We start from the raw sequence: 19,760 nt of genomic DNA, 5'->3' as shown, positions 1-19,760 counted from the left end.
CGGGGGTTCCCCACCACAGGGAGTACGGGGGTCGAGCCCAGGGCTACCGGGCGTCGACCGGTGCGCTCTCGGAATCGTTGAAGAGCTTGTCGCCCTGGTAGCGGGCGACCACCGGCGCGTTCAGCTCACCATGGACGGTCTTCTTCAGCTGGGCGACACCGTCATGCACCCGGGCCGACCCGAGGTGCGTGTCACCGGCGAAGAAGTCGACGGTGCCGGAGGGCGCCGACGTGCTGGCGCTGACCGCGCCAACCGTCGCGGTGGCGGTGACCTTCGTGATGTGCGACGCGCCCGCCGATGACGTGGTGACGTCGAGATCGGTCGTGGTGGACCGGAAGGTCAGGGTGCGCAGGTAGTGGTCCAGCAGCGGACGCCAGACGTGCCAGGTGTGTACGCCCGGCACGTTGAACTCGTCCAACTCGACCCCGGCGGCCCGCAGCGCGGCGGCGTTGCGCTGCGAGTTCTCGGCGATGTTGCCCAGGCGGTCCTGGAGCCCGGTGCCGATCATGATGCCGCCGGCCACCGCCTTCATGCTGTCGACCTGCGCCTGGGTGGCTGCCGGGCCGCCCGCGCTCCACGCCGCGTGGTAGCCGAACAGGTCGGTGTGGTTGTACATGATGGTGTACGCCCGGCTGCCACCGGCGGAGAAGCCAGCGAACGCGCGGTCCTGCGGCCGGGCCGAGACGTGGTAGTTCTGCTCGACGAACGGGAAGATGTTGTTGCGCAGTTCGTTGACGTAGCCCTCGTTGCCACCGGGGAGGCCGTTGAAGTCGGTGGAGACGATCACCATGGGCTGCGCCGCCCGGTCCTTGATCGCGTTCTCCAGGATGAGGTGGGCCACGCCCTGCATCGTCCAGGCGGTCGAGTGGTCGCCGCTGCCGTGGCTCAGGTAGAGGGTCGGGTACGGCGTGGCCCGGTTCGGGTCGTAGCCGTGCGGCAGGTAGACGACGATGTCGTGGACGCCCGCCGGGTTGGTCGACAGCGGCGAGGTGTACCGCCGGGACTCCAGCTGGCCGACCTTGGCCACCGGCGCCTGGTAGCCGGTGTCGTACGTGGGGAACTTCTTGCTGGCCGGGACGTAGATCGTGCTGCGTACCGCGCCGGGCGCTCCCGGGTACTGCGGCTGGATCTGCCACCGGTTGGCGGGGTCGTCGTGCAAGGCGCAGCCGGTGGCGAGTTCGTTGGTGCAGTCGTGGGTGAACGCGTAGCGGAAGGTGCCGGCCGGCAGCGGAGTGGTGAAGGTCCACACCCCGTCGGGACCCTTCCGCATGGCCTGGATGTGCCACGGGGTGGCCGCGACGTCGCCGGGCTGCCACTCGGCGGGCGGTCGCGCGTCGCCGCAGTCCTGGCAGTCGATGTTCTCCGGTCGGGAGTAGAACCAGTCGCCGTAGACGTGGACCTGCTGGACATCCTCGGGCGCCTGGTACCGGAAGGTGACGGTGTACCCGGTCGGGGCCTGGTCGGTGCGGGTGACGGTCGGGCCCAGCGGCGCGGGCGGCGCCGGCGGTGCGGCCGAGGCCGCCGGGGCGGCGACCGTCCCGGCCGTGACGGTGATGGCGGCGAGCAGCGCGAGCATCAGCCGGCGCGTCGGTGCCGGCATCAGGGGACGGGGAAGTGCAACGGGCATGTCCTGCTCCCTCTTCGGCTTGTGGTCAGACCGCACCGAGCGGCCGACCGACCATTCGATGGTGAGGCGAAGGGATACCAGTAACGGGCGATGCAGCAATGCGAGCGCTAACATCGTTCCCTGTCGAAAACAAAACCATGAATTGCATAGACGGTCAAGACTGATTCATGAACCAGGCCAAAAATTGCACCAAAAACAATTCGGGCGCGCTTCAGCGACACCAGAACGACTGGCGCGCGAATGCACTGTCGTGTCAATCTCGTCAATGAATTCGCGCACCAGCCACAGGTGGCGCGGAAACGCACCCGGAAAATGGCCGGCGGATCCGGTTATTCGGCCGCTGGCGCCAACCTCCCATCGACTCGCCGGGGAATGGCGGTGTACTCGTCTCGCAACTCCTCGGGAAGGACCCAGGCCGGGGCGTCCTGCCACGCCAACGGGCGGAGGAACCGTCGGATCGACGTGGCGCCCACCGACGTGTGCACGGCGTTGGTCGACGGCCAGGGTCCACCGTGATGCTGGGCCCACGACACCCGCACACCGGTGGGGTAGCCGTCGAAGACGATGCGCCCCGCGCGGGCGGCGAGCACGTCGACCAGGCGGCGTACGACGTCGGCGTCGTCGTTCGGTCCACGGTGCAGCGAGCCGGTCAGCGACGGCGGGACGGCGGCCAGCGCGGCGTCGAGGTCGGCGTCGCCGTCGTACCGGACCACGACCAGGAGCGGACCGAAGCACTCGTCGGCGATCTCGGCGGTCAGACCGGAGAGGCCGACCTCCAGGAGGGTCGGGGCCACCGTGAAGCCCGCGCCGCGGTCGACCTGTGGCCGTGCCGAAACCCGAGCGCCGGCCCGCTCGAACTCCGTGGCCCGGTTCTCGTACGCGTCCCGGATGCGCTCGTTGAGCAGGACCGTGCCACCCGACGAGTCGACTCTCGCCCGCAGCGCGTCGACCAGCCGGTCACCGCCCGGATCCGACGGGATGAACGCCAGGCCGGGCTTGGTGCACAGCTGACCGCCCGAGCTCGTGAAGGAGCCGAACAGCCCCTCGGCGATCTGCTCTCCCCGGGCGGCGGCCGCGTCGGACAGGATGACGATCGGGTTCACGCTGCTCAGTTCGGCGTACAGCGGAATGGGGTCGGGCCGTTCGTCGATGGCCGCCTGGATGGCGCGGGCGGCGCCGACCGAGCCGGTCAGGGCTGCCGCGCGGACCGCCGGGTGGCGCACCAGCGAACGGCCGGCCTGCTCCCCGTACACGAGCGCGACGACTCCCTCGGGCCCGCCGAGGTCGCGGACGGCCGACTCGATCGCGGCGGCGGAGGCCTGCGAGGTCAGCGGATGCGACGGGTGGGCCTTCAGGATCGTCGGACACCCGGCGGCGAGCGCGGCGGCCGTGTCACCGCCCGCGACCGAGAAGGCGAACGGGAAGTTGCTGGCCCCGAAAACGGCGACCGGCCCGAGGGGTACGAGCATCCGCCGCACGTCCGGGCCGGGTCCGAGCGGTGTGTCGGCGGCGTGGTCGATGGCCGCCTCGACGTACGCCCCGTCGCGCAGCACCTCGCCGAACATCCGGAACTGGACCGCCGCCCGGGTGAGTTCCCCGTCGAGTCGCGCGTGGCTCAGCCCGGTCTCCGCCTCGGCGGCAGCGACCAGGTCCACCCGGTGGGCCTCCAGCGAGGCGGCGATCGCGTCCAGCAACTCCGCGCGGCCGAGCCGGCCGCGGGCGGCCAGCCACTGCGCCGCCCGGGACGCCTGACCGGCGATCACCTCCAGCCGAGACTCGTCGGTCTCGGTGAGATCCGTCGCGCGACGCTGACCGTCGCGCGGATCGACCGTGATGACCACGTTCACAGCAGTCCTCTCCTTACCAGATTGCCCATCAGATCGCGGACGCCGAAGTGCCAGGGCTCGCACTCCTCCGCGTGCCGCACCCGGTTGACCAGGGTGCCGAGCGCCGGGCAGCTGATCCGTACCACGTCGTCGACCTTGTGGGTGAAACCCTCGCCGGGGCGGTCCCGGTCCTGGATGGGCGCGAACATGGTGCCGAGCATCAGGGCCGCGCCGTCGGGATAGTTGTGGTGCGGTCCGATCAGCTGCCGGACCAGTTCCTGCGGATCGCGCGACATCCGGGTCATCTCCGAGACCGCCTCCAGGTGGAAGTCGTCCACGCCGCGAACATCCAGGCGCACCTCGAGTTCGCGTACCCGATCCATGTCGAACCGGTCGTCGAAGAGCCGGATCATCGGGCCGAGGGCGCAGGAGGCGTTGTTGTCCTTCGCCAGCGGAAGCAGGAGCGCCGAGCGGCCCTCGATGTCGCGCAGGTTCACGTCGTTGCCGAGGGTGGCGCCGACGACCCGGCCGCTGGACTGGATGATGAGCGTGACCTCGGGCTCCGGGTTGTTCCAGGTCGACGCGGCGAGCACGCCGACCGGAACGGCGGTGCCGACGGCGGAGAGAATCTGCCCCTTGGTGAAGATCTCGGCGTCCGGGCCGATCCCCACCTCCAGGTACTGACTCCACATGCCCTCGGCGACCAGCAGGCTCTTGAGCCGATCCGCCTCCGGCGAACCCGCCGAAAGGCTGTGCAGGTCGACGCCGACGTCGGCGAGCATCCGCTGACGGATCTCCGCCGCCAGCGCCAGGTCTCCCCGCGCTCGCTCCTCGATCACCCGTTCGATCATGGAGATGGGGAAGGTCACGCCGGCGGCCTTGAGCGCCTGTAGGTCGACCGGGGCAAGCAACCAGGGGCGGTTACCGTCCCGGGTCGCGGCCCCCGTGTTGGCCAGTATCTCCCCGAAGTCGCCCACCCTCGGCCCGTCGAGCCCGGCCACCGTCGCGGCGGGGTCGGGCAGCTCGCAGATGTCGCGGACGGTCGGGAAACTGTGGCTGATGTCGATGACCTCGCCGTCGCGGACGGTCACCGGCGAAGGGCCGTCGCCGGCCGGATCCCAGATCCGGCCGATGAGGACGCTGTCGGAGTCGTCCGGCAACGCCTCGGCGGCGGTGCCGACCCAGTCCGCACCTGCGGCCAGCCCTCGCGGCCGTGGCACCGTCATGAGTCGCTCTCCAGGTTGAAGAAGGACCGCTCGTCGCGGGGACGGATGTCGTAGACGGCGTCCTGGAACATCCGCAGCGGGTGCGGGGTGAACGGGTGCTGTTCGACCGCGGCGAGATCAACCTCGATGCCCAGGCCCACTCCGGTCGGGATGAGGATGTCGCCGTCCTCGGTCAGCACCAACCGCTCGTTGGTGATCTCCGGACGCCACGGCACGTCGGTCGCCATGATCTCCAGGTACCGGAAGTTGGGCAGCGTCGCCCCGAGTTGCAGCGTGGCGGCAGTGCTGAGTGGACCGCTCGGGTTGTGCGGCGCGAAGCCCACGTAGCTGGTCGCGGCGAGCGTGGAGATGAAGGCCAGCTCGGCGATCCCGCCCGCGTGCGTCACGTCGGGCTGGACGAAGTCGACGGCCTGGCGGGCCAGCGCCGGAGCGAAGCCCTGCCGGCCGTACCACCGCTCCCCCGCCGCGATCGGCACCGGCGACGCGCGACGGATGTCGACGAGCGCGTCGAGGTTGTCCGGTGGGCACGGCTCCTCGAACCACACCGGGTCGAACTGGGCGATCTCGTTGGCGACCTTGATGGCGTGGCGGACGTCGAAGCGGCCGTGCCCCTCGACGAACAGCTCGACATCGCGGCCCACCGCCCCCCGGACGGCGTCGATCTGGGCGAGCACCCGGTCCAACTGCGCGGTGGTGATGGTCAGGTCGTAGTTCTCGAACGGGTCCCACTTGAGGCCCCGGAAGCCGGACTCCACCGTCCGGCGCGCGGCGGCCGCGTAGTCCTCCGGGGTGACGGCACCGGAGAACCAGCCATTCGCGTACGCGCGGACCCGGTCCCGGGTCGCACCGCCGAGCAGCCGGGAGACCGGGACGCCGAGCTCGCGTGCCGAGATGTCCCACAGGGCCATCTCCAGCGAGCTCAACGCGGTCATGATGACCGGACCACCACGCCAGTACCAGTCCCGCGCGGTCTCGTACAGGATCTTCGAGATGCTGGTGGGATCGAGGCCCACCACCGCCTCGGCCAGCTCGGCGATCGCACCCTGGACGGCGCGTTCCTTGCCCTCCAGGGTGGCCTCACCGAGCCCGATGATCCCCTCGTCGGTGTGCACCCGCACGATGACGAGGTTCGTGCGGTAGAAGTCGACGACCAGTGTGTCGACAGCGACGATCTTCATCTTTCGGCTCAACCCTTCACCGCACCGGCGGTCATGCCGGACACCACGTACTTCTGGACCAACAGGTAGAAGGCGACGGCGGGCAGTGTGAACAGGAAGGCGACGGCCATCACCGTCTGGATCGGTGTTCCCAGCTCGCCGATGAAGTTCGCGATGCCGACGGAGGCAGGTTGCAGGTCGGGGTTGAAGATGAACGTCACCGCGAACACGTACTCGTTCCAGGCGTGGAAGAAGGCGATGACCGCGGTGGCCGCGATCGACGGCGCGATGAGCGGCACGTTGATGCGGGTCAGGGTGGTGAAGGGCCGGGCACCGTCGGCACGCGCGGCCTCCTCCAACTCCTTCGGGATGCCGTCGATGGCGCCCTTGAGGATCAGCGCGACGATCGGCAGGACGAAGGCGGAGTTCACCAGGACGAGACCGGTCAGCGAGTCGAGCAGTTCGAAGCGGCGGAACAGCGCGAACAGCGGGACGACCATGAGCGCCTCGGGAAGCATCTGCGTGAACAGCAGCACGACGGTCACCACCGCCTTACCCCAGAACGAGAACCGGGACAGCGCGTAGCCGAGCGGGATGCCCAGACCGACGGAGACAACCATGGTGCCGACGGCGATGATCAGGCTGTTGAGCAGCCATCCGGCCGCCTTGCCCTCGGCCAGCGCGTCCACGAAGACCCCGAACTGGCCGAGGTCCGGCGTGAGCCGGGGCTGGTCGGCGAAGAGGTCGCTGTTGCTGGACAGCGCAGTGACGAACATCCAGTACAGCGGGAACACCGCGACACCGAGCACGACGAGCACGGCGATGATCCGTGCGGTGACACCGAAACGGAAGCGCCTCATCGGACGTCCCCCTTCTCCACGGCACGGGCGACGAGGCGGCTGCCGATGATGACGATGAGCGAGATGACGACGCCGACCATTCCGATGGCCGCCGCCGATCCGAGTTCCTTCGAGTCGAACGCCTGCGAGTAGAGGTCGATGACGAGCGTCTCGGTGGATCCGACCGGTCCACCCTTGGTCATCAGCCAGATCAGCTCGAATCGCCGCAGCGACCAGATCGTCATCAGCAGGGCCAACAGACCCACTGTCGGCTTGATGACCTGCCAGGTGACCGCGCGGAAGGTGGCCCACCGTCCGGCGCCGTCCACCGTCGCGGCCTCGTTGAGGTCCTGCGGAACAGACTGCAGCGCGGAGAGCAGCACCACTGAGGTGAACGGGAACAGCTGCCAGATGGTCGTCGCGAGCACCGCCGGAAGCGCGTAGCGCGGGCTGTCCAGGATGGCACCGCCGGGCACACCGAGCCCCACGGCGTCGAGGAAGCGGTTCACGATGCCGTACTGCGCGTTGAGCATCCAGGTGGCGATGAGCGCGACCGCGATTCCGGGGGCGGCCCAGGGGACGGTCACCAGCGCCCGCGCCACGCCACGGCCCCGGAACTTCTTGTTGAGCAGGAGCGCGACGACCAGCCCGGCACCGATCGCGACGACGACACAGGTGATCACGTAGATGACGGTGATCAGCAGGGTGCGGTGGAATTCGGGGTCGCCGAAGATCCGGTTGAAGTTGTCGAGCCCGACCCACTCGCTGCGGGTGGGATTGAGCAGCCGCGTCCTGGTGAAGCTGAGGTACACCTCCTGCAGGAGGGGTACCGCCTGGAAGACGAGGATGAACAGAGCGGCGGGTGCCAGGAACAGGTACGGCGTCCACTTGCTACCCAGCGGGCTGGGCCGACGCCGGGCCCGGCCTGGGGGTGTTGTCTTCGGTGCTCCGGTCTGCTCGACCACAGTCATCGGGTTCGATCCTTCTGGGGAAGGACGCTGCCGGCGCACGGATCGTCGCGCCGGCAGCGTCGCCGTGTCGAGCGGTCAGCGAACCAGTTCGGTCGCCTGCTGCTGGGCGCGATCCAGGGCCGACTTCAGGTCGGCCTTGCCCTGCAGTGCCGCGACCACGTTCTGCACGACCACCTTGCGGATGTCCGGCGTCTTGGCCTCGAACCCCAAGACGATCTGCGGCAGGCTGGTCTCGGTGAGCCCGTCGAAGACGGTGAGGAACGGGGTCTGCTTGAGCGTCTCCGCGCTGCGCTGCGTGGTGGTGGCGACGCTGCTCGCGCCGAGGATCTCCTGCAGCTTGACCTGGTTCTGCGGCTCCAGCGCCCACTTGATGAAGGTGCCCGCCTCCTCCTTGCCCTCGCTCGCCTCGTTGATCACGATTGGTGCGAGGATCGCGCCCTGCTTGCGGACCGGGAACGGGATGGGTGCGACGCTGAAGTTCAGCTTGGCGTTCTGGCCGCGCGTGGCGGTCACGTAGCCGCCGTTGTTGAGCTCCATCCCGACCTTGCCCTCGGCGAACATCCGCCGGAACGTCGCCGCGTCCGCTCCGCGCGGGATCACGTTCGCGTCGTAGAGGTCCTTGAACGCCTGCAGGCCCTTGAGGTTCTCGGGCGAGTTGATCGTCAGGTTCTTACCGTCGGACCATGCGCCGCCGAAGCCGTAGACGTAGTTGAAGATGTCCTGCCAGACGCCGGCCTCTTCGGCCTCGGTCTGCCGGAACGCCAGACCGAAGACGTCGCCCTTGGTCAGCGACTTGGCCGTCGCGGTGAACTGCTCGTAGGTGGTCGGCGGCGTCGGGATCAGGTCCGCGTTGTAGAACATCGCGTAGTTCGACGCTTCGAAGATGACGCCGTGTCGGACACCGTCGTGGACCATGAACTGGTCCGGCTGCTTGAGCAGGTCGTACTTGCTGGCGTCGATCACCTTGTCCAGCGGTGCGACCAGGCCGGCGTCCGAGGCCGCCTCGAACTCGGGCATGTCGAAGCGGACCAGGTCGGGGCCCTTGCCGCTGCCCATCTGGGTGAGCACGGTCTGGCCGAAGGTCGGGTACGGCACCGCGGCGGCGGAGACCTGAACCTTGGTCTGGCTCTGATTGAACTCATCGAGCCACTTCGTCAACAGGGGCCCGCGGCCCGGGTCACCGAAGGTCGAGGCGGCGAAGGTCAGTTTGGTGACGCCGTCGCCGGAGTCGCCGTCCGAGCCGCAACCGGTCAAGAGAGCGGCAACCAAGCCGAGGGCACATGTCGCCCTGGCGATGCCGAAGTGAGAGCGCTGATTACCCATCGTTACTCCACTGTTACGAGTTGGCGTCGAGCGGATGAAATTGCAACGATCGTAGCGCCATGTGCAACGGTGTCAAGTGGCGATTGCGCATCGCGTCATCTATATTGCACAATGTGCAATGAGAGCGACGGCGCTGCCCGTCGCGCGAGGGGAGACACAGCCTTGGCGCAATCGATTCGCCGCGCGATCGACCTCATCCGTCGATCCGCGGAGCACCCGCTGTCCCTTACCGAGGCTGCGGACGTGCTCGGCGTCCACAAGTCCACAGCCCTGCGCATCCTGCAGACACTGGAGTCCGCGCGCTTCGTCCGCCGGACCGGCGCGGGCACCTACGTGCTCGGCAGCGGCCTGATCGAACTGTCCGAGCTCGCGCTCGGCTCGATGGACCTCCGCCAGCCCGCGGCCGCACACCTCCGTGCGCTGCAACGCGAGACCGGCCACACCGTACACCTGGCGCAACTGACCGGCGACGAGATCATCTATATCGACAAGGTGGACAGCCCGGCGTTCGACGCCGTCAAGCTGCCGTCTCGGGTGGGACGCGCGGTGTCGATCTACGCGAGTGCCGTCGGCAAGACGATCCTGGCCTACCTGCCCCGGCAGGAACGCGACCGCCTGCTCTCCCACGTCGTCTTCGAGAGATTCACCGACACCACCTTCACCGACCACGACGCGCTGGAAGCCGAACTTGCCCGCATCCAGGTATGCGGCTGGGCCATGGACAACGGCGAGCACGACGCCTACGTGATGTGCGTGGCCGCGCCGATCAGGGATTCGCGGGGGCAGGTCATCGCCGCCGCCTCGATCACGGCGATCGAGGTCATCGCAAGCCTCGACCAGCTGAAGAGCAACCTTCCGCTGCTCCTGGAGACCGCCAACAAGATCTCGTACGAGCTCGGCTACGCTCCGCCGTCCGTGGCGAGCCCGGACGGTGTGGACCGCTCCGCGACCTGAACCCGCGTATCCCGGCCGATCACCGCGTTCTCGGTGCCGACCCGCCGCTGATTCGGTGGTGCTCGTCGGTCTCCATCTCGATGAAGGCCTGGATCATGCCCCGGTAGATCCGTTCGATCAGGTCCGGGTCGGCGCCGGCCTCGCTGGCCAGCGCGCGGACCCGGGCCACCACCTGCGCCACCCGCTCCGGCGCACGGACCGCCTGACCGTCGCTCTTGAGCGGGGCGGCCTGCCGGACCAGCGCCTCGCGCCGGGCGAGCAGACCAACCAGGTTCCCGTCCAGTTCGTCGATGCGCGCGCGGATCTCGCCGAGCGTCGCTGCGGTTTCTGCCACGCCGGAAATCCTCGCACGACGGCAACCCGATCAGGCGACGCGCGGCCGGGCCGGTCGTCCACCCGCACATCGGGCTGGGCACCGACTCCGCCGACCCGTCGATCGCGAACAACGCGAACCGGCGTCAGCGGGTGACGGCGCTGCCGATGGTGGCGCAGGCGCGGAGGCCCTGATCCATGAAGTCGACCAACCAGGTGAAGCTCTCGTCGACGGACGCGTCGATCTGGAACCCGCTGGCCGCCTCCAGGGTCGCGAACCCGTGCACGACACTGCGCAGCGTCCGCATGGCGTGAATCTCCTGAGCGGGGTCCAGCCCGTACCCGCTCAGCATGGCCGCCCAGGAGGCGAGCACCCGCTCGCTTGCCGGAATGAACGGGTCGTCGGGGCCGGTCGCGCGAGTGGCGTTCGCCGCCGCGTACCGGCCGGGGTGTTCCCGCACGTACGTCCGCATCGCCTGCGCGCCCGCGGCGAGGGCAGCACTGCCGGACCGCCCCTGAATGGCGTCGCGGATGGCAGCGCCGGCCTCGGTCATGGCCAGGATGGCGATCCGGTGCGCCAGGTCGGCCTGGCTGCTGACGTGTTTGTAGAGCGAGGGGGTCTTGATCCCGAGCCGTTCGGCGAGCAGGCCCATGCTGAGGTTGTCGAAGCCGACCTCGTCGACCAGCGCGGCTGCGGCTTCGGTGACCGACGCCGGGGTGAGCCGAGCCTTAGGCACTGATCAGCGTCCGGGCGAGGAAGGGCAGGGCCAGGGCGACGACCTCGTCGGGCGTCTGAACGTGCGGGTAGTGTCCCGCGCCCTCGATGACAGCCAGCTCGCCGAGCCCTCGCGGCAGGTCGGCGATGATGCGCTCGCCCTCGGCCCGTGGGTCGGCCCAGTCGGGGTCGACGCTCCCCTGGATCACCAGGACCGGGCAGGTGACGTTGGGCAGTTGCCGACCGGCGTCGCCCGCGCTGGTCTTGGCCATGGCCTGGAGGACCTTCATCCGGCCGGGCTCACTCATCTTGGCCTCGATGCGTGCCAGCTCGCTGTCCCAGTCGGCGGGCTTGGTCGGGACCGCCACGTTGAGGTACTTGCGCCAGTTCGCCAGGCTGCCCCGCAGGAGCACCTGCGCCAGTTGGAGGTAGCCGGCCCGGAAGCGCTTCACCCGCACCAACCCGGCAAGGTCGACGGACTGTGCGCGGGTGAACGGCGCCAACTCGATGACGCCGGTGATCAGTTCGGGCGCGGTGGCCGCCGCGATGGTCGCGGCGCCGCCGCTGATCGACTGGCCGATGATCACGGCCGGGCCACCGAGGTGGCGGACGACGGCAACGAGATCGCCGGCGATGTCGGTGCGGCTGTAGTCGTCCCAGCCGAGGCTGGAGTCGCCGCAGCCGCGAATGTCGACGTTGGCGACCCGGTACCCGGCCGCGGCCAGAGCGGGTGCGACGAACCGGTAGGAGTGCCGGCTGTCGCCCATGCCGTGCGCCAGAACGACAAGTGGCCCCTGCCCGGTCACCTCGTAGGCGATGGTGTTGCCGGCAATGCCCAGGTATTCGGTCATGACGCCTCCAAGACTGGCTAATGCGATTAGCTAGAGGCTAACCCCATTAGCCAGAGGGCGCAAGTACCTGACGCCGCTACCGGCCCCCACCCATGCCGAGCTGGGGATAGACGGCATCAGGGGCGACGACGGCGCCGGACGGCCGTACGACAGTGACTGTCGTGCCGAAGTCGCTGTAGCGCAGGGACGCGTTGGGCAACCCGCTGGCCTCCGGCAACAGGAAGCTGACCAGCCGACCCTCGGCGTCCAGCGTTGCCCGGAACGCGTGGCTTCGTGCGCTGTCCGGGAAAACACCACCGGGACCGGGCCGGAAACTGATCCCGTTACCGGCGCCGATCCGGGTCACGTCGATCGTCCCGGTGATCTGACCGCCGTCCGCACGGGCGGTGACGATCGCGGCGATGAGGCGAGCCGAGCCGCCGGAGTCGTTCTTGCCCGGCGCGAAGCTCAGAGCGAAGTCCGACGGCACCCGAGCCGGGTCGAGGACCAGCCATTCGTCGCCCACGCCCTGAAGGAGCTGGCCGGGGTTCAGGTAGACGTCATCGTCGATCATCCGGATCTCGATCGTTCCACCCGGTGCCGTGATCGTCGTGTGCATCCGCTTGTTGACGGTGTCGGTGTGCGACAGTGACGCGATCTGACTGGCGATATCGACGTCGCTGCGATAACTCGTCTGATTGACGAACGCCGTGCCCGCCCGCAGCAGACCGATCGCCTCGGCGGTCGTGGAAGCATCAGCGCTGGCCACATCAGCGCTGGCGGTCGTCCGGGGGGCAGTTCGAGGTTCGGGTTCGTCCTCCGTCCGCGTGCCCATCCAGCAAACCAGCAGGAGAAGGCCCGCAGAAATGCCGGCCAGCGCGGCTCGACGTGTCATGGACGTCACGGTAGGCGAGTTAAGCAAGGCTTGGGGACCCGTATAGTGCCGCGATGGAAACGGACACGGTGCGGCAGGCTTACACGTCCGTCGCGGAGCTCTACATCAGCATGTTCGGCACCAGTGAGCAGGTACACCCGGACGACCTCGCCTTCATCGAGCGCCACCTGACGGGTCGAGCGGGCCCGGTCCTCGATCTGGGCTGCGGACCCGGCCACATCACCGGCTACCTTCGAGCGCTGGGCGTCGACGCGGCCGGCATCGACCTGGTCCCCGAGTTCATCGCGCATGCGCGCGCATCCCACCCGGACGTCGACTTCCAGCTCGGGTCGCTGACCCACCTCGACGTCGCCGACGGCTCCATCGACGGCATCCTGGCCTGGTACTCGTTGATCCACCTGCCGCCGCCGGAGCTCGACGGCGTACTCAAGGAGTTCCGGCGGGTGTTGGCCCCGGCGGGACGGTTGGTGCTGGGCACCTTCACCGCCGACGAGGTCGGCGCCTTCGACCACAAGGTCGTGACCGCCTACCGGTGGCCGCTCGACGAGTTCTCGGAGCGACTCACCCGCGCCGGTTTCCGGGAGGTCGAACGCCTACCCCGACCCGGCGACGACCAGCACCGACCCCATGCGGCGATGGCCGCGGTCGTGGTGTGAGGGCGCCGAGGGCCGGCCCCCTTCGCGGGAGGCCGGCCCTCGCCCAGCTCTGCGCGCACGTCGAGGCGTGCGTCCGGCTCGGCGGCAGCGCGCTCAGGCGTTGAGCTTCCCGGCGATCTTGACGACCCGCTGAGCCATGTGGTCGAGGGCAGCGAACTGGGCGTCGCCCAGCGGAGCGTCGTTGTTGCCGCCGGTGACGTGCGAGACGCCGTACGGGTTGCCGTCGACGAACTTCAACGGGTCGGTGTAGCCAGGTGCGACGACCAGACCGCCGAAGTGGTGGACGGTGTTGTAGAGCGCGAGAAGAGTCGACTCCTGGCCGCCGTGGGCGGTCATGGAGGCGGTGAAGCCGGCATACACCTTGTCGACGAGCAGCCCCTGCGCCCACTGCGGGCCGAGGGTGTCGAGGAACTGCTTGAGCTGGCTGGCCACGTTGCCGTAACGGGTGGGCGTGCCGAACAGCACCGCGTCTGCCCAGACGACGTCGTCGGCGGTCGCCTTCGGCTCGTTCTTGGTGGAGTCGAAGTGCTGGCTCCAGGCCGCGTTGGAGGCGATGGCCTCGGCCGGGGCGAGCTCCGGGACCTGACGCAGTCGCACCTCGGCGCCGGCCTTCTCGCCAGCCTCGGCGAGACGCTTGGCCATGGCGTGCAGGGTGCCGGTGGACGAGTAGTAGATGACAGAGAGCTTGGTCATCGGAAGCATCCTTCACAAAGTAGTTGCCGCTGATAAATTTGCGGCCGCAACAATCTTGACTGTAGCAGCGACCTCGCTGCACCCCAACGTCCTGACCATGCCCACATCCGTGACGGGGCACACCACCAGACGGAACCATGCGCCCCGGCGCGACGGGCCGATGCTGGCTGATGGCCGTCTGACCTCGGTGAGGTCAGCTCGGCGGGCTCCCCGGTCACGATCCGTCCGAAGGCTCGGCGGGCTGCTGTCCCGGCCAGAACGGCCACTCCTCGAATGACCGACACCGCCCGTCGTCGGCGAACCGCATGACCCACAGATCGCGGTACTCCTGCTCGACCGGGTCGCCGTAGCGGACCTCCTGGCGCGACACGGCGGTGTCGCCATCGACCGCGATGATGTCGGTGGTCATCTGGAACACCTCGTCGGGACCCTTGCGCTGCTTCTCCCATATCCCGGCGATGGCCGGCAGGCCGACGACGGGCGTCCAGTACGGCCCCTGCTGGTAGCTCGCGTCCGCGGTGAAGATCGTGACCAGGGCGTCCGTACCCGGCGTCCGCCAGACCTGCTCGTAGGCGGCGAGCCAGTCCTCGACGTGCTTGCGGTTCATGAAGGTCACCTTGCCACCCGAGCAGCCGCCAGTTGGGTGAATCCGCAGGCTGCCGGCGCCGCGCCCATCGACCCGGTGACCGGGCGCCGGCCGGCCCCGACGCTGGGCACCCTTGACATCGAACGACGTATCCGGCCACACTTCCGGATGCTAATTCGATTTAGCGTCCCATCGAAGCCCTCGACTGCCAGTGCCCGAGCCAGACCGCGACGAGCGACCACAGAGGAGTCTCCGCGCATGAGGGAAACGACCGGGAGACGCAGGCTCCGGCTTGCGATCTCGATTCTCGCGTTCACGGCACTCGGGGCGGGGGCCGTCGTCCCCGCGCCAGCTGCCGCCGCCGGCAGGCCCACGATCGCTCAGGGCGCGACCGTCAAGGCGGACCGCAACTCACCCACCGGCTACACCGTCACGTTCGTCTACCGCAATCCCCACGCCACCCAGGTACGCCTTGCCGGAGACCTGACGCTGCTCGACGTCAACACCGGCACCACGCGCTATCAGCCGGAAGAGTGGCAGCCGGGGCGCTACCACGCCGGAGGCACCGAGTTCCTCCGGGACATGACCAGGGACCCGAAGGGCAACTGGTCGGTCTCCGTTCCGCTGCACGCCGGAGGTCTCAGCTACTGGTACCGGGTCTGGGACCCGACGCAGGGCTGGGAGAACAAGCGCATCTGGGATCCCGCCTCGACAAACCCTCGGCCGCCGGGCGAGTCCTCGTTCCGGGTCAGGAACAACGACGTCCTCGATGCCGTGTACGTGCCGTACGCCGAGAAGCAGAACGACCCGGTGCTGAAGGAGCGTGCGGACTACGAGGTGCCGGTGGCCGACCGCGCGAAGCGGGGAACGGTCCAGTACATCCCGTACACCACCATCCTGGGCGACAGCGGCCACTACCTCGGCGTCTACCTCCCGGCCAACTACGACGCCAACCGCGCGCAGCCGTACAAGGTCGCGTATCTCGCCCACGGCATCTTCGGCGACGAGACCGACTTCATGGTCCCCGCGAACGTCCCGAACATCCTGGACAACATGATCGCCAAGGGCGAGATCGAACCCACGGTGGTCGTCACCATGGGCAACCACTTCACGGGCACCAGCCTCGGCTTCGCCTCCTACAACCAGACCAACGCGGCCAACAACCTGGTCCAGACGATCCTTCCCCTCATCGAGGGCGGCTACAACGTCTCGACCGAGCGCTCCGGGCGCGCCTACGCCGGGTTCTCGTACGGCGGGATGACGGGCGGCGTCGTCATCAAGAACTACCCGACCACCTTCGCGTTCTACGGACACTTCTCCGGCAACCCGTCCCTCACCACCCAGGACTACGACACCATCGCGAACGCGGTCGGGGACGATGAGCTCTCCGTCTTCCTCGGCAACGGCGTCTTCGAGGGCAACCTCAACGCCCAGAACGCCATCGCGGACAACTTCCGGGCCCGGGGCTACGCAGCCGCGACGACCCAGGTCCCCGGCGCGCACGACGGGATGACGGCCGGCCAACTGTTCACCATCTTCGCCCGGGATCACCTGTGGTCGGGGGTCGACTCCGTGTCGGTGACGCCCACGACGGTGAACCTGACGAAGGGCTGGAACTGGGCCAGGCAGTTCACCTCCCAGGTGACGACCAACGAGGGGGTGAGCCCGGCGGTGACGTGGTCGGTCCAGGGAGCGACCTCCCCGGACACCACCATCTCCGCGGCGGGTCTGCTCTCGGTCGCCGCCGCGGAGACCGCGTCGTCGCTCACCGTCGTGGCGACGTCGGTGGTCGATCCGACCAAGTCACGGTCCGCCCAGGTCACCCTGACGCCACCGGGCCCGGCACGGGTCGTGGTGAAGGCGAAGGCCGCGCCTGCCTCGGTCGTCCACGGTGACACGTTCACCCTGACCGTCGACGTGCGGGCACAGCGTGCGCACCCGAAGGCTTCGCAGGTGACCGGCGAAGTCGCCGTCACCTTCGCCGGCGCGACCCAGGTCGTTGCGCTCCACGGCGGCGCGGTCGTCGTCGAGCTGCCGACCGACGGGCTCTCCGCTGGGACGTACCCGGTGCACGTCGCCTACTCCGGTGACCCGGTGCACGCCCCCACCGCAGCGGTCCATCAGCAGCTGCGGGTCCGCTAGACAGCAATCCGGGTGGGCCGGCGACCGCTCGTCGTCGGCCCACCGTCAGCCGCCCGTCCGGACCGTCAGCTCACGCCCCGAACCGCCTCGATGATCGTCTCGGCGACCTCGCTCGGTTGGGCCACCGCCATCGCGTGCGATCCACCGACGATCTCGCGTTGCCCCCGGGGGTTGGCCCGCTCGGCCATGAACCGGTGTGCGTCGACCGGGATGTTCTTGTCGGCGTCCCCGAACACGAACCAGCTCGGCAGCGATCGCCAGGCGGGGTCGCCGATGAGCTTGCCGCCCAGGCCCTCTTCGGTGATCGGTCGCTGGGTCCGGGCCATCAGCGCGGCCATGTTGTTCGACACGTCCGCGCAGAACTGCGCGTGGTACTGGTCCTGGCCGATCGCCACCTCGTTGCCACCGGTCGACACCGGGTACTGCACCAGCGTGTCGGCGAGGGTGCTGCCGGGGAACTTCGCCGACAGCATCAACGCCGACTCACCGGTGTCCGGGGCGAAGGCGTTGACGTACACGAGGGCCCGCACCGAGGTGTCGCCGTCTGCGGCCTGCGTGATCACCATGCCGCCGTACGAGTGACCGACGAGGACGACCGGTCCGCCGATCCCACGGACGACATCCCGCACGTACGCGGCGTCGCCTGCGACGCTGCGCAGCGGGTTCGCGACGGCCACGGAGTTGTACGCGGCGCCCAGCCGCTCGAGCACTCCGTTCCAGCTCGCCGACTCGGCGAACGCGCCGTGCACGAGCACGATGGTGGGCTGTGGATCAGGCATGACAGGTGCCCCCTCACTCCGTGAACCTGTTCACCGTCGGTCGCACTGGTACGCCTGGATACCCGTTCCGCGAAGGTGAAACGTCCGGTCCGACTGGCTGGTGACCGACGTGGTCGGCCGAGCCCGCGGCGGCGGGGTCGACGCCTTTCTCCAGGCACACCTATAGTGAGTTCCATTATGGGACTTACTGCTTTCTGGCGGTGGTGGGTCGCCGGCACGACAAGTCACCTCGGGTCGGCGGTCGGCACGCTGGCCCTACCACTGACCGCGCTGACCGTGCTCGGCGCGTCGGCCTTCGAGATGGGCCTGATCACGGCGGCGAGCTACCTGGCGTACCTGCTGATCAGCCTGCCGGCGGGAGTGATCGTGCAGCGCGTGCCGCTGCGCGGCATGCAGGTCGGCCTGGACCTGGTGCGGGCCCTGGCCATCGCGTCGGTCCCGCTGGCCTGGTGGTTCGACCTGCTGACGGTGGCCCAACTGATCGCGGTCGCCCTGGTGGTGAGCTTCGCCAACGTGCTGTTCGACGTGGCGAACCAGACCTTCCTACCGGAGATCGTGCCGGCCGCGCAGTTGCAGGCCCGCAACAGCCTCACCTCCGGTACGCATGCCGCCACCGCGCTGGGCGGGCCGTCCCTGGGCGGTCTCGCGGTGCAGGTGCTGGGTGCGGTGCCGACGCTCCTCGTGGACGCCGTCAGCTATCTGCTCTCCGCAGTGCTGCTGCGCACCCTGCCGGCCCGGCGGGTGCAGCGACCGACCGAGCGGCCACCGATGGTCACGATGATCCGGGAGGGCTGGCACTTCGTGCTCCGACACCCGATCATCGGGCCGGCCATGTGGGACGCCACGGCGACGAACTTCGTCAGCGGCGCGATGCTGGCCCTCTTCCCGTTCTACCTGGTGCGCGAGCTGCACGCACCGCCGTTCATGGTCGGGCTGCTGATCGCCGCCGACGGCCTCGGCACGCTCGTCGGCGCCGCGCTGACGACCCGCTTCACCAACCGTTTCGGCACCGCCCGTGGCCTGATCATCGCGGCCTTCGTCGGCGTGGTCGGCGCCCTCATCATCCCGCTGGGCACCGGCACCACCGCATTCCTGGCCTTCGTCGTCGGGAACCTCATTCTGGCCAGTTCCACAGTGGTGCTCAGCGTGACCACCCGCACGTACCGGATGCTCGCCAGCCCGCCGGAACTGCTGTCCCGGGTGATCGCCACGGTCAAGTTCGTCTCCTGGGGCGCCATCCCGGTGGGTGGCCTGCTCGCCGGAATCCTGGCCGGGCCGCTCGGTGCCCGCACCACCCTGCTGATCTTCGGGGCACTCACCGTGCTGTCCCCGATCATCTACCTGTCGACGCCGATCCGCCGGCTGCGTGACCTGCCGCTCGACGCCACACCGGCACCCACCGAGGCCCGGGTGTGAACACTCTCGGCGGGTCCACATTGCTCACTGCGGACATCGACGGAAGGTGTAGCCCTCGGTTCCCCGGGGCAAGACCCCGCACATGCAGGGAACGGCATGCGGCTGAGGCACAGCCTCCCCCCGGTGGCGCTCGGGGCGGCGGCGCTCGGCGCGGCGTTGGGTGCCGACCCCGCCCACGCCGACCCGCCGCCGCCGTTGCGGCTCCCGCTGGTGGAGGTCACCACCTCACCGGAGGCCATCGAGGTTTCGGTGGACGATGTCGTCGAGGTGCAGCTGGATGTCCCGCTGCCGTTGCCGACCGCGGTCGTACCTCTGCCACTACCGTCGACGAACCCGCTGCCCCTGCCGTCGGCCGTTACGGTGCCGACACTGTCGACCAAGCCCGTCACCACCGCGTCGAGTCGGCCGACCCGAGCCCCGTCGTCATCGCCCCAGGCCACACCCGCGCCGTCGACCCCGGCTTCGCCGGCTGCCCGCGTCGCCTCGCCACTGTCGCCGGCACCGTCGACGCCCACGCCAGCGACGGTGTCCCGCAGCGGCGCCCAGGGCACCTCCGGAGGCCGGGCACCGGAACGGGGCCGGGCGACGCCGACCGCCCGCACCGCAGAGCGGCCCGGCCCGCCCGACCGTCCCGCACCGGGGCCACCGGCGTTGGTCCTGGCGCTCGCGAAAGGGCCTACCGGCACTAGTACGACAGCCGCCATTCGTGATCATGGTGGGAATTCGAGGTTGAGGCGGCGGGCGTAGTGGGCTCGTTTGGCGCATGCTTGGTGTCGGCGTCGCCAGTTTGACCAGCGCAAACGGTAGGCGATG

19 protein-coding genes are annotated in these 19,760 nt (G+C 69.1%); 5 read left to right on the top strand and 14 right to left on the bottom strand.

Annotated features, from left to right (window positions below):
• Nucleotides 1-43: 43 nt before the first annotated feature.
• The 7 genes from DLJ59_RS23695 to DLJ59_RS23665 all read right to left on the bottom strand — a co-directional run bounded on the left by DLJ59_RS23695 (nt 44) and on the right by DLJ59_RS23665 (nt 8,969).
• Nucleotides 44-1,627: an alpha/beta hydrolase-fold protein gene (locus DLJ59_RS23695; protein ID WP_158630897.1), complete on the bottom strand. Its 1,584-nt coding sequence runs from the start codon at nt 1,625-1,627 to the stop codon at nt 44-46.
• A 329-nt stretch (nt 1,628-1,956) separates the two neighbouring features.
• Complete coding sequence (locus tag DLJ59_RS23690; protein ID WP_124774807.1) at nt 1,957-3,474, bottom strand: aldehyde dehydrogenase family protein; 1,518 nt, start codon at nt 3,472-3,474, stop codon at nt 1,957-1,959.
• Nucleotides 3,471-4,679, bottom strand: coding sequence for a fumarylacetoacetate hydrolase family protein (locus DLJ59_RS23685; protein WP_124774806.1), 1,209 nt, complete (start codon nt 4,677-4,679; stop codon nt 3,471-3,473). The genes DLJ59_RS23690 and DLJ59_RS23685 overlap by 4 nt, the downstream gene beginning before the upstream one ends.
• Nucleotides 4,676-5,857: a mandelate racemase/muconate lactonizing enzyme family protein gene (locus DLJ59_RS23680; RefSeq protein ID WP_124774805.1), complete on the bottom strand. Its 1,182-nt coding sequence runs from the start codon at nt 5,855-5,857 to the stop codon at nt 4,676-4,678. The genes DLJ59_RS23685 and DLJ59_RS23680 overlap by 4 nt, the downstream gene beginning before the upstream one ends.
• 8 nt (nt 5,858-5,865) lie before the next feature.
• Complete coding sequence (locus DLJ59_RS23675; RefSeq protein WP_124774804.1) at nt 5,866-6,696, bottom strand: carbohydrate ABC transporter permease; 831 nt, start codon at nt 6,694-6,696, stop codon at nt 5,866-5,868.
• Nucleotides 6,693-7,646 carry a carbohydrate ABC transporter permease gene (locus tag DLJ59_RS23670; protein ID WP_124774803.1) on the bottom strand — a complete coding sequence of 318 codons (954 nt, stop codon included), beginning with the start codon at nt 7,644-7,646 and terminating at the stop codon, nt 6,693-6,695. The genes DLJ59_RS23675 and DLJ59_RS23670 overlap by 4 nt, the downstream gene beginning before the upstream one ends.
• Nucleotides 7,647-7,721: 75 nt before the next feature.
• Complete coding sequence (locus tag DLJ59_RS23665; RefSeq protein ID WP_124774802.1) at nt 7,722-8,969, bottom strand: ABC transporter substrate-binding protein; 1,248 nt, start codon at nt 8,967-8,969, stop codon at nt 7,722-7,724.
• A gap of 69 nt (nt 8,970-9,038) precedes the next feature.
• Between DLJ59_RS23665 and DLJ59_RS23660 the strand changes: the two genes are divergently transcribed.
• On the top strand, nt 9,039-9,923 hold the full coding sequence (locus DLJ59_RS23660; RefSeq protein WP_124774801.1) for an IclR family transcriptional regulator: 885 nt from the start codon (nt 9,039-9,041) through the stop codon (nt 9,921-9,923).
• A 19-nt stretch (nt 9,924-9,942) separates the two neighbouring features.
• Here the strand turns inward: DLJ59_RS23660 and DLJ59_RS23655 are convergent, their stop codons facing one another.
• The 4 genes from DLJ59_RS23655 to DLJ59_RS23640 form a co-directional block, all read right to left on the bottom strand.
• Entirely contained in the window at nt 9,943-10,257 is a 315-nt protein-coding gene (locus DLJ59_RS23655) for a chorismate mutase (protein ID WP_124774800.1), read from the bottom strand.
• A 124-nt stretch (nt 10,258-10,381) separates the two neighbouring features.
• Nucleotides 10,382-10,972: a TetR/AcrR family transcriptional regulator gene (locus DLJ59_RS23650; protein WP_124774799.1), complete on the bottom strand. Its 591-nt coding sequence runs from the start codon at nt 10,970-10,972 to the stop codon at nt 10,382-10,384.
• A complete protein-coding gene (locus tag DLJ59_RS23645; RefSeq protein WP_124774798.1) occupies nt 10,965-11,801 on the bottom strand; it encodes an alpha/beta fold hydrolase in 837 nt (278 codons plus the stop codon). Before DLJ59_RS23645 ends, DLJ59_RS23650 begins: the two co-directional genes overlap by 8 nt.
• 76 nt (nt 11,802-11,877) lie before the next feature.
• Nucleotides 11,878-12,675 (bottom strand): hypothetical protein, encoded by a 798-nt coding sequence (locus tag DLJ59_RS23640; RefSeq protein ID WP_124774797.1) that lies wholly within the window; start codon nt 12,673-12,675, stop codon nt 11,878-11,880.
• Nucleotides 12,676-12,728: 53 nt separating this feature from the next.
• Here DLJ59_RS23640 and DLJ59_RS23635 point away from each other — a divergent pair, with 53 nt between their 5' ends.
• Nucleotides 12,729-13,331, top strand: coding sequence for a class I SAM-dependent DNA methyltransferase (locus tag DLJ59_RS23635; RefSeq protein ID WP_124774796.1), 603 nt, complete (start codon nt 12,729-12,731; stop codon nt 13,329-13,331).
• Nucleotides 13,332-13,424: 93 nt separating this feature from the next.
• On the opposite strand, the gene wrbA is transcribed toward DLJ59_RS23635, so the two are convergent.
• A complete protein-coding gene (wrbA, locus tag DLJ59_RS23630) occupies nt 13,425-14,024 on the bottom strand; it encodes an NAD(P)H:quinone oxidoreductase (RefSeq protein WP_341869633.1) in 600 nt (199 codons plus the stop codon).
• Nucleotides 14,025-14,238: 214 nt separating this feature from the next.
• Nucleotides 14,239-14,631, bottom strand: coding sequence for a nuclear transport factor 2 family protein (locus tag DLJ59_RS23625; protein WP_124774794.1), 393 nt, complete (start codon nt 14,629-14,631; stop codon nt 14,239-14,241).
• Nucleotides 14,632-14,868: 237 nt separating this feature from the next.
• Here DLJ59_RS23625 and DLJ59_RS23620 point away from each other — a divergent pair, with 237 nt between their 5' ends.
• A complete protein-coding gene (locus DLJ59_RS23620; RefSeq protein WP_158630896.1) occupies nt 14,869-16,752 on the top strand; it encodes an alpha/beta hydrolase-fold protein in 1,884 nt (627 codons plus the stop codon).
• A 65-nt stretch (nt 16,753-16,817) separates the two neighbouring features.
• Here DLJ59_RS23620 and DLJ59_RS23615 read toward each other — a convergent pair whose 3' ends face one another.
• Nucleotides 16,818-17,531 carry an alpha/beta fold hydrolase gene (locus DLJ59_RS23615; RefSeq protein WP_124774792.1) on the bottom strand — a complete coding sequence of 238 codons (714 nt, stop codon included), beginning with the start codon at nt 17,529-17,531 and terminating at the stop codon, nt 16,818-16,820.
• A 177-nt stretch (nt 17,532-17,708) separates the two neighbouring features.
• Between DLJ59_RS23615 and DLJ59_RS23610 the strand changes: the two genes are divergently transcribed.
• Complete coding sequence (locus DLJ59_RS23610) at nt 17,709-18,947, top strand: MFS transporter (RefSeq protein ID WP_124774791.1); 1,239 nt, start codon at nt 17,709-17,711, stop codon at nt 18,945-18,947.
• A gap of 96 nt (nt 18,948-19,043) precedes the next feature.
• Nucleotides 19,044-19,694, top strand: coding sequence for a hypothetical protein (locus DLJ59_RS23605; protein WP_124774790.1), 651 nt, complete (start codon nt 19,044-19,046; stop codon nt 19,692-19,694).
• Nucleotides 19,695-19,760: the final 66 nt, after the last annotated feature.

It is taken from the genome of Micromonospora inaquosa (assembly GCF_003857055.1).
Lineage (GTDB): Bacteria > Actinomycetota > Actinomycetes > Mycobacteriales > Micromonosporaceae > Micromonospora > Micromonospora inaquosa.
Note: the sequence above shows the minus strand (reverse complement) of the source record. Positions and strands in the feature narration are given on the sequence as shown.